Source organism: Streptomyces sp. NPDC127595 (assembly GCF_042671685.1).
Classification (GTDB): Bacteria; Actinomycetota; Actinomycetes; order Streptomycetales; family Streptomycetaceae; genus Streptomyces.
Genome location: NZ_JBHXWK010000010.1, coordinates 234,581 through 249,643 on the forward strand (window position 1 = coordinate 234,581; position 15,063 = coordinate 249,643).

The window sequence follows — 15,063 nt, forward strand, 5'->3', positions numbered from 1 at the left end:
CGTGCGCGACAGATCACACGTGCTACGCGTACGAGCAGGCAGCGAAGATTAACGCTTGCTGTACTGCGGGGCCTTACGGGCCTTCTTGAGACCGGCCTTCTTGCGCTCGACCGCACGGTCGTCGCGCTTGAGGAAGCCGGCCTTCTTGAGGGCGCCGCGGTTGTTGTCGACGTCGGCCTCGTTCAGCGCGCGGGCGACACCGAGACGGAGCGCACCGGCCTGACCGGAGACGCCGCCACCCGTGATGCGGGCGACAACGTCGTAGCGGTTGTCGAGCTCGAGCACCTTGAAGGGCTCGTTGACTTCCTGCTGGTGCACCTTGTTGGGGAAGTAGTCCTCAAGGGTGCGACCGTTGATCTTCCACTTGCCGGTGCCCGGGACGATCCGGACACGGGCGATGGCGTTCTTGCGACGGCCCAGGCCGGCGGCCGGCTGCGGGTCGCCGAAGCGGCCCGCGAGCGACTCCGAGGTGTACTCGCCCTCGACGGGCGGCACCTCGGACTCGGTGGTGTAGCTCTCGACGTTCTCGGTGTTCTCGACGAGCTCGGTCTCGGTCTCTTCGACCGGCTGCTCAGCGGTGGTCTCGGCCACGATTGTCCTCAGATTTCTTTTCGTCTTAGGGGGTGGCCGGAACTACTGCGCGACCTGGGTGATCTCGAACGGCACCGGCTGCTGCGCAGCGTGCGGGTGCTGGTCGCCCGAGTAGACCTTCAGCTTGGAGAGCACCTGACGGCCCAGGGTGTTCTTGGGGATCATGCCCTTGATGGCCTTCTCGACGGCCTTCTCGGGGTTCTTCGCCAGCAGCTCGTCGTAACGGACGGAGCGCAGACCACCCGGGTAACCGGAGTGGCGGTACGCCATCTTCTGGGTCTTCTTGTTGCCGGAGAGGTGCACCTTGTCGGCGTTGATGATGATGACGAAGTCACCGGCATCGACGTGGGGCGCATAGATCGGCTTGTGCTTGCCCCGCAGGATGTTCGCGGCAGTGGTGGCCAGACGACCCAGGACGACGTCCTGGGCATCGATGACATACCACTGGCGAGTGATGTCGCCGGGCTTGGGGCTGAACGTACGCACTTCGTAGCCTTCGCTTCTTCAGTGGATGGGTCCTGACACATGGCATCACTGAAGCGATCGTGCAGCTGGGGACGACAGTGCCGGGAACGCTGACCCGTATGCCGCCCTCTGGTAACTGCTCCAGGGAACCTACGTAAGGGCCTCTCGCGTGAGAACGACCAAGCCGATACGCATAACGAAGCACAAGACTACTCGCGCCGCCCCGGACGGGTCAAAACGCGCCCCGGGGCCGGCACCGCCCTCGACCATGTCTCGTACGAATGTACGAAATCAGCGCGGACTCCGCACACGAGGGGACGTGACGTACCAACCACCCGGAGATGTCACTTTTGCCGTACGGGGTCAGGTCACGCCAGGGTCTCAAGTGCCCGGCGAAGCGGAACGACACGCCCCAACGCCCGTCTAAGATGCGGCGCATGAGCTATGGGCAGGGTGGGCAGGGGCAGCCCCCATGGGATCCCTGGAATTCAGGATCGCAGCGGCCCCAGTGGGTCAGCGAATCGGACAGCCGGTCTCCGGACTGGGCGGCGCTCGCCGACGCCTCCGAGTCGCGCAACAAGCGTCGCAGACTGCTGCTGATCTGCGGCGGAGCGCTCGCCACGGTCGCGGTCGGCGTCGCCGTCGCGGTCGGTGTCGTGTCCGCGAACGGCAGCAGCCAGGCCGCGAACTCCCCCAGCAACCTGCCCGCCACCGCGGACATCCCGAGCGGCACCACCGGGCTGACACCGTCCTTCGAGCCGACCTCGGCCCCTCCGCCGCTGGACCCGGAGGAATTCATATCCAGCGTGAAGAAGGACACATCACCGCTCAGCCCGGACATCCTCTTCCCCGGTTCGTCGCTGACCATGGGTGACCGCGTCTATCTCAAGGGCTCGAAGGCCGACACGACGAACTGCGCCTCGGCCGCCAAGGGCACGCTCGCCGCGGTCCTCACCAAGAACGACTGCACGCGCCTCATGCGCGTCACCTACAGCAAGGACGGCATCGCGGCGACCGTCGGCATCGCCGTCTTCGACACCGAGGCCCAGGCGGCCAAGGCCAAGGGCGAGGCGGACGCCAAGAGCATCATCGCCTCGCTGTCCGGCGGCGACGTCAAGGCCTTCTGCAACTCGGCGGTCTGCCGCTCGACCACCAACTCCTACGGCCGCTATGCCTACTTCACCCTCGCCGGCTTCACCGACGGCAAGGACGTGACCACGAAGGACACCGCGGTCTTCACGGCCGGGGACGACCTCGCCGAGTTCGCCTTCCGCCAGATCCGCCGCCGCGGCGAGGCCCAGGCGTCGACGGCGGCCAACGAGTAGGCAGGCCTCCGGGCAACGCGGCGGGCCTCTCCCAGTCGCCCCAGGCGGGCGCCCAGCCGGTCAGTCAGCAGCACCCCGCCCCCGCCGACGGCAACGTCCGCTTGTTCCGCGCCTCCTTGCTCCGCGCGGCCAGCAACTCGTCGGCGGGGTAACCGACTTCCTCCAGCGTCAGCCCGTGCGGCCGTACGACATGAACGGCCGAGTCCCGTACGCCGGCACCCAGCACCTTCCCGGGCCACTCGGGCCCCCGGTGCCCGTCCCCCACGAACAGCAGCGCGCCGATCAGTGACCGCACCATGTTGTGGCAGAAGGCGTCGGCGCGAACCGTCGCGGTGATGACCCCGTCGCCCCCGCGCACGAGGCTCAGCTCCTGCAGCGTACGAATGGTCGTGGCCCCCTCCCGCTTCTTGCAGTAGGCGGCGAAGTCGTGCTCCCCGAGGAGGAGTTGGGCGGCCTCGTTCATGGCGTCGACGTCGAGCGGCCAGTCGTGCCACAGGACGTGGCTGCGCAGCAGCGGATCGACGCCACCGGGGTTGTCGGTCACCCGGTACGCGTACCGCCGCCAGACCGCCGAGAACCGGGCGTTGAACCCGCTCGGCGCCTCGGCCAGCGACCAGACCCGCACATCCTTCGGCAACCGCCCGGCCAGCCGCTTCAGCAGCTTCTCCCGATGCTCGGCCCACACCGCCTCGGGCAGATCGACATGCGCCACCTGCCCCCGCGCGTGCACCCCTGCGTCGGTCCGCCCGGCCACGGTCAGCTCATAGAGGGCGTCCCCCGACCGCGTGACCGTCCGCAGGGCATCCTCGATCTCCCCCTGCACGGTCCTGCGCCCACTGGCCTGCTTGGCCCACCCGGAGAACTCCCGCCCGTCATACGCCAGATCCAACCGCACCCGCACGAAACCGGCTTCTGCTTCATCACTCACAGACAGATCCTCTCAGGGCGACGGGGACCGCAGCATGCCGCCCAGGCTGTGGGCACAGCCGGACCCGCAGCCGTGTGCGGCACCCGCCCCTCCCACTCACCGAACGCGAAAGCGGGCCCGCCCCGAAGGGGGCGGACCCGCTCACACACGAGCAGAAGCTCAGGCGTCCTTGGACTCGGACTCGTCGGCCTTGACGGCGTCAGCCGGCTTGGCGTCCTCGACGACCTCGTCGGCAGCCTCGGTCTCGACCGGGGCGTCCTTCGGGGCGTCGTCCTTCTTCAGGACGTCTTCCTTGACGGCACGCTTGGTCGCCGCCTCGGCCTCACCGGTGGCCGCCTGTGCCACGGTCAGCGCCTCCACCAGCTCGATGACAGCCATGGGCGCGTTGTCGCCACGGCGGTTACCGATCTTGGTGATACGGGTGTAGCCACCCGGACGGTTCTCGTAACGCGGGCCGATCTCGGTGAAGAGCGTGTGCACGATGCTCTTGTCCGTGATCACCGAAAGCACCTGGCGGCGGTTGTGAAGGTCACCCTTCTTCGCCTTGGTGACCAGACGCTCCGCGTACGGGCGCAGGCGCCGGGCCTTCGCCTCCGTGGTGGTGATGCGGCCGTGCTCGAAAAGCGACTTCGCAAGGTTCGCGAGGAGCAGCTTCTCGTGCGCGGCGCTGCCGCCCAGACGGGCACCCTTGGCGGGCTTCGGCATGATCTTTCTCCTTGGTGTCTGCCCCGGCCGTATCAGGTACCGAGGTCAGTGTCCGAGCGGGCGATCGCCCGTCGGAGATCCGGGACCCCGAAGGGTCCCGGAGGAGTGGCTCCCGATCAGTACTGGTCGGTCATTACCGGCCGGTCAGTACTGCTCGGTCTCCACGAAACCCGCGTCCACGTCGTCGTCGGCGCCGAAGGCGTCGGCAGCGGCGGTCGGGTCGAATCCGGGCGGGCTGTCCTTGAGGGCCAGGCCCATGCCGGCCAGCTTCGCCTTGACCTCGTCGATGGACTTCGCACCGAAGTTGCGAATGTCGAGGAGGTCGGCCTCGGAGCGGGCGACGAGCTCACCCACGGAGTGGATGCCCTCACGCTTGAGGCAGTTGTAGGACCGAACGGTGAGCTCGAGCTCCTCGATCGGCAGGGCGAGATCAGCGGCGAGGGCGGCGTCGGTGGGCGAGGGGCCCATGTCGATGCCCTCGGCGTCGATGTTGAGCTCACGGGCAAGCCCGAACAGCTCGACCAGCGTCTTACCGGCCGACGCCATGGCGTCACGGGGACGCATGGCCTGCTTGGTCTCGACGTCGACGATCAGCTTGTCGAAGTCGGTCCGCTGCTCGACACGCGTGGCCTCGACCTTGTACGTGACCTTCAGAACCGGCGAGTAGATGGAGTCGACCGGAATACGGCCGATCTCCTGGCCCACCTGCTTGTTCTGCACCGCGGAGACGTAGCCGCGACCGCGCTCGACGGTCAGCTCCATCTCCAGCTTGCCCTTGCCGTTCAGCGTGGCGAGGACGAGGTCGGGGTTGTGCACCTCGACACCGGCCGGGGGCGCGATGTCGGCGGCGGTGACCAGACCCGGACCCTGCTTGCGCAGGTACATCACGACCGGCTCATCGTGCTCACTGCTCACGACGAGCTGCTTGATGTTGAGGATCAGGTCGGTGACGTCCTCCTTGACGCCCGGCACGGTGGTGAACTCGTGCAGGACACCGTCGATCCGGATGCTGGTGACAGCAGCGCCGGGGATCGAGGAGAGGAGCGTACGACGGAGCGAGTTGCCGAGGGTGTAGCCGAAGCCCGGCTCCAGCGGCTCGATGACGAACCGGGAGCGGAACTCGTCGACGACCTCTTCGGTCAACGAGGGACGCTGAGCGATCAGCATGAAGAAATTCCTTCAGTCATGGGCACCCACTATTTGACGCCCTTGATTACTACAAGGGTACGGGCGGCACGGCCCCGAAAGGCCATACCGCCCGCACCCCGGGAAAACGTAAGACAGCCGTGCGTCAGACGCGGCGACGCTTGGGCGGACGGCAGCCGTTGTGCGGGGTGGGGGTGACGTCCTGGATGGAGCCGACCTCGAGGCCAGTGGCCTGGAGGGAGCGGATCGCGGTCTCGCGACCGGAGCCCGGGCCCTTCACGAAGACGTCAACCTTGCGCATGCCGTGCTCCTGCGCGCGACGGGCAGCCGACTCGGCGGCCATCTGCGCGGCGAAGGGGGTGGACTTGCGCGAGCCCTTGAAGCCGACGTGGCCGGCAGAGGCCCAGGAGATCACGTTGCCCGCGGGGTCCGTGATCGAGACGATCGTGTTGTTGAACGTGCTCTTGATGTGGGCGTGCCCATGAGCGACGTTCTTCTTTTCCTTGCGGCGCACCTTCTTGGCAGCGCCCTGACGACCCTTGGGGGGCATCTATAACTCCTACGGGGAGGTGGTCGGTCCTACAGCGAAGACCGCTGATGAAGCGTTGTCCGCTGTGGACTACTTCTTGCCCGGCTTCTTCTTACCGGCGATCGCGCGACGCGGGCCCTTGCGGGTACGAGCGTTCGTGCTGGTGCGCTGACCGTGAACGGGCAGACCGCGACGGTGACGCAGACCCTGGTAGCAGCCGATCTCGACCTTGCGGCGGATGTCGGCCTGCACCTCGCGACGGAGGTCACCCTCGGTCTTGAAGTTGGCGTCCACGTACTCGCGGATCTTGACCAGCTCCTCCTCGGAGAGGTCACGAACGCGGGTGTTCGGGTTGACGCCGGTCTCGGCCAGCGTCTTCTGCGAGAGGGTCCGGCCGATGCCGAACACGTAGGTGAGGGCAACCTCCACGCGCTTTTCGCGCGGGATGTCAACACCGGAAACGCGTGCCATTCAATGGCTCCAGTTGTCGTTCGGAGGTCTTCCGCAGAGCCGGTTCCCGCCCGCCGTCCTCTTCATGTCGAAGATTCGGTACGAACCGGGTCCCCGGCCTCCGACCGGGGGTGTCAGGCCTGATGCGACTCAGCCCTGGGCTCTGCGTATGAACATGTACTACTTGCGTCGCGCGAAGTATCTGCGGAAGCAGAAGGTCGGTCGTGCGTCAGCCCTGGCGCTGCTTGTGGCGCGGGTTTTCGCAGATGACCATGACCCGGCCGTGACGGCGGATCACCCTGCACTTGTCGCAGATCTTCTTGACGCTCGGCTTGACCTTCATTGGTGAGGTTCTCCGGGTCAGTGCCACCACCCCGCGGAAGCGGGGCACAGGCAAGATCTACTTGTACCGGTAGACGATCCGGCCACGCGTCAGGTCGTACGGAGACAGCTCCACCACGACCCTGTCGTCAGGGAGGATGCGGATGTAGTGCATACGCATCTTGCCGCTGATGTGTGCCAGAACCTGGTGGCCGTTCTGGAGCTCAACCTTGAACATTGCGTTCGGAAGAGACTCGACGACAGTGCCCTCGATCTCGATGGCACCTTGCTTCTTGGCCACGCTTCGCCCTTCGAATCGACTACCTTGATCGACTCCGTACGAGCGCATGCAGACATGCGGGTGCACGAGAGCCGACGAGTCAGTCTACGTCAGCGCACCCGGAAAGACGAATCGAGGAAGAATGCCCGACTTCAAAGATCATTAACCAGAACCCCCACGCCGACGCCCACAAACCGCCGCAGACCAGCCGCCAGGAACATCGCCATCACAGCAGCTCGCCCCCCGCGCGGATCCCCTACACGACCACTACGCCAGCGGATCCGGCGCAGCCACAACCCCGTGCTCCGCCAGCTTCGCCCGCCCACCGTCCGGAGCCGTCAGCACCAGCGGCCCCTCCTCCGTCAACGCCACGGAGTGCTCCCAGTGCGAGGACCAGGTCCCGTCCGTCGTGATGACGGTCCAGTTGTCCTCCAGCACTTCGGTCTTCGGTGTGCCAAGGGACACCATCGGCTCGATGGCGAGGCAGAACCCCGGGACCAGCTTGGGTCCCTTGCCACGCCGGCGCTCGACGTAGTTCAGGAGGTGCGGGTCCATGTGCATCTCGGTGCCGATGCCGTGGCCGCCGTAGTCCTCGACGATCCCGTACCGGCCGCCGCCGACCTTGGGCTGGCGGCGGATGTACGTCTCGATGGCCCGGGAGACGTCGACGAGCCGGTTGCCCAGCTTCATCGCGGCGATGCCCGCCCACATCGACTCCTCGGTCACCCGCGAGAGCTCGATGAGCTCCGGAGCGTGACCGGTGCCCACGAACGCGGTGTACGCGGCGTCGCCGTGCCAGCCGTCGACGATCGCACCGGCGTCGATGGAGATGATGTCGCCGTCCTTGAGGACGGTCTTGTCGTCCGGGATGCCATGGACGACGACCTCGTTGGCCGAGGTGCAGATGGTGGCCGGGAAACCGCCGTACCCGAGGAAGTTCGACTTGGCCCCGTGCTCGGCGAGCACCTTGCGCGCGACCTCGTCCAGGTCCTTCGTGGTGGCACCGGGCACGGCCGCCTCACGGGTGGCCGCGTGAATGGCGGCGACGACCAGGCCCGCCTCACGCATCTTGGCGATCTGCTCGGGGGTCTTGATCTGCACCATGGCGACTGCGGCCTTCCTTGACCGGAGAGAACGGACTACTCCAACGATACGGGTGCCCCCACCTGCCCCGCGGACCGAGGCACCCCAAGGCCGAGCCCCGAGAAGACCTCCCGCCTACAGCTGGACGGTCCGGCCCGCAGCCGCCACCGGCGGAAGGGAACATGCCAGAACTCTGGACGGCACGACCCGCAGCCGCCCACCCGCGGAAGGGAACATGCCAGAACTCTGGACGGTGCGGCCTGCAGCCGCCCACCCGCGGAAGGGAACATGCCAGAACTCTGGACGGTACGACCCGCAGCCACCCACCGGCGGAAGGGAACATGCCAGAACTCTGGACGGTACGGCCTGCAGCCGCCCACCGGCGGAAGGGGACGTGCCGGAACGTCCGCCCGCAGCGGCTGGCGCGTCAACACCGCCACCCTCTTGAGCAACCGATTCCGCGCCAGACCGAGGACGGATGCTCCGGTACGGCCCCGACCCACCACCCGGCACAACGCGCCCCACGAGCACCCGCGACACGAGCACCCACGCAGAGCGAACCAGCCACCCTGTCCCGGGCCGCGCGGCGCGAAGCAGCCCCCAGCCGGGGCCAGGCCCCGCCACACACCTCGGCCGCGGCACCCCCAGGGTGCCGCGGCCGAAGCAACGCACTACTTACCGCTCAGCTACCGCTCAACGCGCCCCGCGAGATCACGCATCCTCGCGAGCCAACGCCTCCATCGCACGCCCCGTGACCTCTTCCACCTTGCCGAGCGCGGAGATCGTGACGACCAGGCCCTGGGCCTTGTAGTAGTCGATGATCGGCTCGGTCTGCGTGTGGTAGACCTCGAGGCGCTTGCGCACGGTCTCCTCGGAGTCGTCGTCACGCTGGTACAGCTCGCCACCGCAGACATCGCACACGCCATCCTGCTTCGGCGGCTTGTACGTGACATGGAAGACGTGCGCCGATTCGTTCCGGCAGACGCGACGGCCGGCGATCCGCTTGACCACCTCGTCCTCGGGGACCTCAAGGTCGAGCACCGCGTCGAGCTTCATGCCCTCGTTCTTCAGCATCTCGTCGAGCGCCTCGGCCTGCGAGACGTTACGAGGGAAGCCGTCGAGCAGGAAGCCGTTCTCGGCGTCCGGCTGCTCCATGCGGTCCTTGGCCATCGCGATCGTGACCTCGTCCGGTACCAGTTCGCCCTTGTCCATGTAGGACTTCGCCAGCTTGCCGAGTTCCGTCTGCTGGCTGATGTTGGCGCGGAACAGGTCGCCCGTGGAGATGTGCGGGATCGACAGGTTCTTGGCGAGGAACGCGGCCTGCGTTCCCTTGCCGGCGCCGGGCGGCCCGACGAGGACGATTCGCATCAGCGGAGGAACCCTTCGTAATTGCGCTGCTGGAGCTGGCTCTCAATCTGCTTCACCGTCTCCAGACCGACACCCACGATGATCAGGATGCTGGTGCCACCGAACGGGAAGTTCTGGTTTGCCCCGAAACCAACCAACGCCATCGTCGGCACGAGAGCGATCAGACCCAGATACAGCGAACCCGGCCAGGTGATCCGGTTGAGTACGTAACTCAGGTACTCAGCGGTCGGCCGACCAGCCCGGATGCCCGGGATGAAGCCACCATACTTCTTCATGTTGTCGGCTACTTCTTCGGGGTTGAAGGAGATTGCCACGTAGAAGAAGGCGAAGAAAACGATCAGCAAGAAGTACACGCTGATGTAGATCGGGTGGTCACCCTTGGTCAGGTTCGTCTCGATCCACGTCTTCCAGCTGGACGTTCCGCTGGAGAACTGGGCGATCAGAGCCGGGATGTAGAGCAGCGACGAGGCGAAGATCACAGGGATGATGCCCGCCTGGTTGACCTTCAACGGAATGTACGTAGACGTGCCTCCGTAGGACCGGCGGCCGATCATGCGCTTCGCGTACTGGACCGGGATACGGCGCTGAGCCTGCTCGACGAAGACCACCAGGCCGACCATGACCAGGCCGACCAGGATGACCGTGCCGAACTCGATCCAGCCGTCGGCCAGCGTGCCCTGGGTCTTGATGGTCCACAGCGCGGACGGGAAGGTCGCGGCGATCGAGATGAACATCAGGATCGACATGCCGTTGCCGATGCCGCGGTCGGTGATGAGCTCGCCCAGCCACATGACCATGGCCGTACCGGCGGTCATGGTGATGACCATCGTGACGGTGACGAAGATCGACTGGTCCGGCACGATCTCGGTGGCCACCTGGCAGCCGCTGAAGAGCGCGCCGCTGCGAGCGGTCGCGACCAGGCCGGTGCCCTGGAGGATGGCCAGCGCCACGGTCAGGTAACGCGTGTACTGCGTGATCTTCGCCGTGCCGGCCGAGCCCTCCTTCTTGAGGGCTTCCAGGCGCGGGATCACCACGGTCAGCAGCTGGAGGATGATGCTCGCCGTGATGTACGGCATGATGCCCAGCGCGAAGATCGTGATCTGCAACAGCGCGCCACCACTGAACATGTTGACCAGACCGAAGAGACCCTGGCTGCTGCCCTTGGCCACATCGATACAGGTCTGCACGTTCCGGTAGTCGACACCCGGGATCGGGATGTGGGTACCCACCCGATAGACCACGATGATGCCGAGCGTGAAGAGCAGCTTCTTGCGCAGGTCGGGCGTCTTGAACGCCCGGGCGAACGCGGTGAGCACGGTGCCTCCTGCGACCCCCGCGCTACTGCGTCAGAGGTGACGGTCTTGAGGTTCGACGGATATCTGACAGCTAACCAACAGTCAAAGGCCGCCCGGAGTTCCCTTGAGACTCACCGGGCGAAATTCGGCAGCGCAGGCCACCTTACCGGCGACACTGCCCCCCTAGGAACGACCAACCGGGGATGCCCCTTTTGTGGGCACCCCCGGCTGGGATCGCTCAAGTCATCGAGACGCCTGCTGAATTCAGACGAGCTCGGTGACGGTACCGCCGGCGGCGGTGATCTTCTCCTTGGCGGAGCCGGAGACGGCGTCAACCGTCACCTGCAGCGCCACGGAGATTTCGCCCTGGCCGAGGACCTTGACGAGGCTGTTCTTGCGAACCGCACCGTTGGCGACGAGCCCCTCGACGGTGACCTCGCCACCCTCCGGGTACAGCGACGCCAGCTTGTCGAGGTTCACGACCTGGTACTCGGTCTTGAACGGGTTCCGGAAGCCCTTGAGCTTCGGGAGACGCATGTGGAGGGGCATCTGGCCACCCTCGAAGCGCTCCGGAACCTGGTAACGGGCCTTCGTGCCCTTGGTACCACGACCGGCCGTCTTACCCTTCGACGCCTCACCACGACCCACACGGGTCTTGGCGGTCTTGGCGCCCGGGGCGGGACGGAGGTTGTGGATCTTGAGCGGGTTGTTCTCCGCCATGATCAGTCGACCTCCTCAACCGACACGAGGTGACGGACGGCGTGAACCATTCCGCGGAACTCGGGGCGGTCCTCCTTGACGACCTGCGTGTTGATGCCCTTGAGACCAAGGGAGCGCAGGGTGTCGCGGTGGTTCTGCTTGCTGCCGATGTACGACTTCGTCTGCGTGACCTTGAGGCGAGCCATTACGCACCCGCTCCCGCACGTGCACGCAGCAGAGCCGCGGGGGCGACGTCCTCGAGGGGCAGACCGCGGCGGGCCGCGATCTCCTCGGGACGCTGCAGGCCCTTGAGGGCCGCCACGGTCGCGTGCACGATGTTGATCGCGTTGGACGAGCCGAGCGACTTCGACAGGATGTCGTGAACGCCGGCGCACTCCAGGACAGCACGCACCGGACCACCGGCGATAACGCCGGTACCGGGGGAAGCAGGCTTGAGCAGGACGACGCCCGCGGCCTTCTCGCCCGTGATCGGGTGCGGGATGGTGCCCTGGATACGGGGGACCTTGAAGAAGTGCTTCTTGGCCTCTTCAACACCCTTGGCGATCGCGGCCGGCACCTCCTTGGCCTTGCCGTAACCGACACCGACGGTGCCGTCACCATCGCCCACTACGACAAGCGCAGTGAAGCTGAAGCGACGACCACCCTTCACAACCTTGGCGACGCGGTTGATCGCGACAACGCGCTCAACGTACGCGGTCTTCTCGGCGGCAGCAGCGCCGCCGTCACGGCCCTTCCGGTCCCGCCGCTCGCCGCCACCGGCACCGCTTCCGCGGCGCTGGGGTCCAGCCATTGGATTACCTCTCTCTTTTTCCGCTAGCTACGCAGCGACCGAAGTCGCTAGCGCGACGGGCGACTCAGAACTTGAGTCCGGCTTCGCGGGCGGCGTCCGCCAGAGCGGCAATGCGCCCGGCGTACTGGTTTCCACCACGGTCGAATACGACAGCCTCGACACCGGCGGCCTTGGCGCGCTCGGCGACCAGGGCCCCGACCGACTTGGCCTGCGCGGACTTGTCGCCCTCGGCACCGCGGACCGTGGTGTCCAGGGTCGACGCCGACGCCAGGGTGTGACCCTTAACGTCGTCGATGACCTGGGCCACGATGTGGCGGTTGGAACGCGTCACGACCAGGCGAGGACGCTCAGCCGTACCCGAGATGTGCTTACGGATCCGGATGTGACGACGCTTGATGGCAGCACGCTTGTAAGCGTCGCCCTTAGCAATCTTGACACCGTATGCCATGGCTTACTTACCCGCCTTTCCGACCTTGCGGCGGATGACTTCGCCTTCGTACTTGACGCCCTTGGCCTTGTACGGGTCGGGCTTGCGCAGCTTGCGGATGTTGGCCGCAACCTCTCCGACCTTCTGCTTGTCGATGCCCTCGACCGAGAAGTGCGTCGGGTTCTCGACCTTGAACGAGATGCCCTCGGGCGCCTCGACCGTGATCGAGTGGCTGTAGCCGAGCGAGAACTCCAGGTTGGAGCCCTTCGCCAGGACGCGGTAACCGACACCGCTGATTTCGAGCTTCTTCACGTAACCCTGGGTCACGCCGGTGATCATGTTCGCCACCAGCGTGCGGGACAGGCCGTGGAGGGCCTTGTTCTGACGCTCGTCGTTCGGGCGGGTGACATTGAGAATGCCGTCCTCACCCTTGGCGACCTCGATAGGCGCCGCGACGGTGTGGGAGAGAGAGCCCTTGGGGCCCTTCACCTGGACCGTACGGCCGTCGATGGTGACGTCCACGCCGGCGGGAACCGTGATGGGGAGCTTGCCAATACGCGACATAGCTGTTTCCTCCGTTCCCTTCCGTTACCAGACGTAGGCGAGAACTTCTCCGCCTACGCCCTTCTTGCCGGCCTGCTTGTCGGTGAGGAGACCGTGCGACGTGGAGATGATCGCCACGCCGAGGCCACCGAGCACCTTGGGCAGGGAGGTGGACTTCGCGTACACACGCAGACCCGGCTTCGAGATCCGCTTGATGCCCGCGATGGAGCGCTCACGGTTCGGGCCGAACTTCAGCTCGAGGACGAGCTTCTTGCCGACCTCGGCGTCCTCGACCTTCCAGCCGGTGATGAAGCCCTCCTGCTGGAGGATCTCCGCGATGTGAGACTTGATCTTGCTGTGCGGCATCGCGACATCGTCGTGGTACGCCGAGTTCGCGTTACGCAGACGAGTAAGCATGTCTGCGATGGGATCAGTCATGGTCATGAATTGGCCTTCGGCCTCTCTCGCCGGGGTTTCCAGTGCGCCATCCCTCTCCCCACTCAGTGGCGGGACGGGTGCGGTGCGGGGACCTACGGCGTAGTAAGTCGTACGGGCGGCAGGCGCCCAACCCTCCTAGCCTAAGCCATGGAGAGCAGGGCACCTTACCGACCCATTGCTTACCGAGAGCTTCGGGTAATCCCAACTAAGGGACTACCAGGAGCTCTTGGTCACGCCCGGCAGCTCGCCACGGTGAGCCATCTCACGAAGGCAGACGCGGCACAGGCCGAACTTGCGGTACACGGAGTGCGGACGGCCGCAGCGCTGGCAGCGGGTGTACGCACGCACACCGAACTTGGGCTTACGAGCAGCCTTGGCAATCAGAGCCTTCTTCGCCATCTCGGTTACGCCTCCTTGAAGGGGAAGCCGAGGTGACGGAGAAGGGCGCGGCCTTCGGCGTCGTTGGTCGCCGTGGTGACCACGGTGATGTCCATACCCCGGACGCGGTCGATCTTGTCCTGGTCGATCTCGTGGAACATGACCTGCTCCGTGAGACCGAAGGTGTAGTTGCCACGCCCGTCGAACTGCTTGGGGGACAGACCACGGAAGTCGCGGATGCGCGGAAGCGCGAGCGACAGGGTGCGGTCCAGGAACTCCCACATGCGGTCGCCACGGAGCGTGACGTGGGCACCGATCGGCTGACCTTCGCGCAGCTTGAACTGCGCGATGGACTTGCGGGCCTTGGTGATGGCCGGCTTCTGACCGGTGATCGTGGTCAGGTCACGGACGGCACCGTCCATGAGCTTGGAGTCACGGGCGGCGTCGCCGACACCCATGTTCACCACGATCTTGACGAGGCCGGGAACCTGCATGACGTTCGCGTACGAGAACTCTTCAAGCAGCTTGCCCGCGATTTCCTCGCGGTACTTCGTCTTGAGACGCGGAGTGGTGGTGGTAGCCATCAGATGTCCTCACCCGTCCGCTTGGCAACGCGGATCTTGTTGCCCTCATCGTCGAAGCGGTAACCGACACGCGTGACAACCTTGTTGCCGTCCTTCTCAACGACCAGCTGGACGTTGGAGACGTGGACGGGCGCCTCGGTCGTGACGATGCCGCCGGCCTGCGAACCCTTCGCGGTCGGGCCGGCCTTGGTGTGCTTCTTGACCCGGTTGACACCCTCGACCAGGACGCGGTCCTCGCGGGGGTAGGCCGCAATGACCTTGCCCTGCTTGCCCTTGTCCTTGCCGGTGATGACCTGAACCGTGTCACCCTTCTTGATCTTCATGCTTACAGCACCTCCGGCGCGAGCGAGATGATCTTCATGAACTTCTTCTCGCGCAGCTCCCGGCCCACCGGGCCGAAGATACGGGTGCCACGAGGGTCGCCGTCGTTCTTGAGAATGACAGCGGCGTTCTCGTCGAAGCGGATGTACGAGCCGTCCGGACGGCGGCGCTCCTTGACGGTGCGAACGATGACCGCCTTGATGACGTCACCCTTCTTCACGTTGCCACCGGGGATCGCGTCCTTGACGGTGGCGACGATGACGTCGCCGATGCCCGCGTAGCGGCGACCGGAGCCACCGAGCACACGGATGCAAAGGATTTCCTTCGCACCAGTGTTGTCGGCGACACGCAGTCGCGACTCCTGCTGGATCACGTC

23 protein-coding genes are annotated in these 15,063 nt (G+C 65.8%); 1 reads left to right on the forward strand and 22 read right to left on the reverse strand.

The features are described from left to right. Positions 1–48 precede the first annotated feature (48 nt). On the reverse strand, positions 49–591 hold the full coding sequence (gene rpsI / locus ACFVKT_RS29505; protein WP_385737140.1) for a 30S ribosomal protein S9: 543 nt from the start codon (positions 589–591) through the stop codon (positions 49–51). Between the two features lie 42 nt (positions 592–633). After that, entirely contained in the window at positions 634–1,077 is a 444-nt protein-coding gene (rplM, locus tag ACFVKT_RS29510) for a 50S ribosomal protein L13 (RefSeq protein WP_055523593.1), read from the reverse strand. A gap of 416 nt (positions 1,078–1,493) precedes the next feature. Here rplM and ACFVKT_RS29515 point away from each other — a divergent pair, with 416 nt between their 5' ends. Further along, positions 1,494–2,381: a hypothetical protein gene (locus ACFVKT_RS29515; RefSeq protein ID WP_385737145.1), complete on the forward strand. Its 888-nt coding sequence runs from the start codon at positions 1,494–1,496 to the stop codon at positions 2,379–2,381. Between the two features lie 64 nt (positions 2,382–2,445). On the opposite strand, the gene truA is transcribed toward ACFVKT_RS29515, so the two are convergent. From truA to rplN, 20 genes are all read right to left on the reverse strand, one after another. After that, on the reverse strand, positions 2,446–3,309 hold the full coding sequence (truA, locus tag ACFVKT_RS29520) for a tRNA pseudouridine(38-40) synthase TruA (RefSeq protein ID WP_385737148.1): 864 nt from the start codon (positions 3,307–3,309) through the stop codon (positions 2,446–2,448). Between the two features lie 159 nt (positions 3,310–3,468). Next, a complete protein-coding gene (rplQ, locus tag ACFVKT_RS29525; protein WP_385737151.1) occupies positions 3,469–4,014 on the reverse strand; it encodes a 50S ribosomal protein L17 in 546 nt (181 codons plus the stop codon). 144 nt (positions 4,015–4,158) lie between these two features. Beyond that, complete coding sequence (locus ACFVKT_RS29530) at positions 4,159–5,181, reverse strand: DNA-directed RNA polymerase subunit alpha (RefSeq protein ID WP_019055532.1); 1,023 nt, start codon at positions 5,179–5,181, stop codon at positions 4,159–4,161. A 124-nt stretch (positions 5,182–5,305) separates the two neighbouring features. After that, entirely contained in the window at positions 5,306–5,710 is a 405-nt protein-coding gene (gene rpsK, locus ACFVKT_RS29535; protein WP_006376016.1) for a 30S ribosomal protein S11, read from the reverse strand. A gap of 69 nt (positions 5,711–5,779) precedes the next feature. Further along, entirely contained in the window at positions 5,780–6,160 is a 381-nt protein-coding gene (rpsM, locus tag ACFVKT_RS29540; RefSeq protein WP_384380434.1) for a 30S ribosomal protein S13, read from the reverse strand. 208 nt (positions 6,161–6,368) lie between these two features. Continuing rightward, entirely contained in the window at positions 6,369–6,482 is a 114-nt protein-coding gene (gene rpmJ / locus ACFVKT_RS29545; RefSeq protein WP_003998809.1) for a 50S ribosomal protein L36, read from the reverse strand. Positions 6,483–6,539: 57 nt separating this feature from the next. Then, on the reverse strand, positions 6,540–6,761 hold the full coding sequence (gene infA / locus ACFVKT_RS29550) for a translation initiation factor IF-1 (protein ID WP_003948620.1): 222 nt from the start codon (positions 6,759–6,761) through the stop codon (positions 6,540–6,542). Between the two features lie 246 nt (positions 6,762–7,007). Then, the gene (gene map / locus ACFVKT_RS29555) at positions 7,008–7,844 is read right to left on the reverse strand and encodes a type I methionyl aminopeptidase (RefSeq protein ID WP_385737156.1); all 837 of its coding nucleotides are present in this window, start codon (positions 7,842–7,844) and stop codon (positions 7,008–7,010) included. Between the two features lie 690 nt (positions 7,845–8,534). Continuing rightward, positions 8,535–9,191: an adenylate kinase gene (locus ACFVKT_RS29560; RefSeq protein WP_385737159.1), complete on the reverse strand. Its 657-nt coding sequence runs from the start codon at positions 9,189–9,191 to the stop codon at positions 8,535–8,537. Next, complete coding sequence (gene secY / locus ACFVKT_RS29565) at positions 9,191–10,507, reverse strand: preprotein translocase subunit SecY (protein WP_385737162.1); 1,317 nt, start codon at positions 10,505–10,507, stop codon at positions 9,191–9,193. Before secY ends, ACFVKT_RS29560 begins: the two co-directional genes overlap by 1 nt. 243 nt (positions 10,508–10,750) lie before the next feature. Further along, positions 10,751–11,206, reverse strand: coding sequence for a 50S ribosomal protein L15 (rplO, locus tag ACFVKT_RS29570; protein WP_043676833.1), 456 nt, complete (start codon positions 11,204–11,206; stop codon positions 10,751–10,753). Positions 11,207–11,208: 2 nt separating this feature from the next. Beyond that, positions 11,209–11,391: a 50S ribosomal protein L30 gene (rpmD, locus tag ACFVKT_RS29575; protein WP_383678740.1), complete on the reverse strand. Its 183-nt coding sequence runs from the start codon at positions 11,389–11,391 to the stop codon at positions 11,209–11,211. Beyond that, a complete protein-coding gene (gene rpsE, locus ACFVKT_RS29580; protein WP_006376045.1) occupies positions 11,391–11,996 on the reverse strand; it encodes a 30S ribosomal protein S5 in 606 nt (201 codons plus the stop codon). Before rpsE ends, rpmD begins: the two co-directional genes overlap by 1 nt. 64 nt (positions 11,997–12,060) lie before the next feature. Next, positions 12,061–12,444 (reverse strand): 50S ribosomal protein L18, encoded by a 384-nt coding sequence (rplR, locus tag ACFVKT_RS29585; protein WP_168510320.1) that lies wholly within the window; start codon positions 12,442–12,444, stop codon positions 12,061–12,063. 3 nt (positions 12,445–12,447) lie between these two features. Further along, complete coding sequence (gene rplF / locus ACFVKT_RS29590) at positions 12,448–12,987, reverse strand: 50S ribosomal protein L6 (protein WP_385737167.1); 540 nt, start codon at positions 12,985–12,987, stop codon at positions 12,448–12,450. Positions 12,988–13,011: 24 nt separating this feature from the next. Then, a complete protein-coding gene (gene rpsH, locus ACFVKT_RS29595) occupies positions 13,012–13,410 on the reverse strand; it encodes a 30S ribosomal protein S8 (protein ID WP_055614920.1) in 399 nt (132 codons plus the stop codon). Between the two features lie 207 nt (positions 13,411–13,617). Further along, on the reverse strand, positions 13,618–13,803 hold the full coding sequence (locus tag ACFVKT_RS29600; RefSeq protein ID WP_003956452.1) for a type Z 30S ribosomal protein S14: 186 nt from the start codon (positions 13,801–13,803) through the stop codon (positions 13,618–13,620). A gap of 5 nt (positions 13,804–13,808) precedes the next feature. After that, positions 13,809–14,366, reverse strand: a complete 558-nt coding sequence (rplE, locus tag ACFVKT_RS29605) for a 50S ribosomal protein L5 (RefSeq protein WP_385737170.1) — start codon at positions 14,364–14,366, stop codon at positions 13,809–13,811. Then, a complete protein-coding gene (rplX, locus tag ACFVKT_RS29610) occupies positions 14,366–14,689 on the reverse strand; it encodes a 50S ribosomal protein L24 (RefSeq protein ID WP_266455993.1) in 324 nt (107 codons plus the stop codon). Before rplX ends, rplE begins: the two co-directional genes overlap by 1 nt. A gap of 2 nt (positions 14,690–14,691) precedes the next feature. Next, entirely contained in the window at positions 14,692–15,060 is a 369-nt protein-coding gene (gene rplN, locus ACFVKT_RS29615; RefSeq protein WP_003992364.1) for a 50S ribosomal protein L14, read from the reverse strand. Positions 15,061–15,063: the final 3 nt, after the last annotated feature.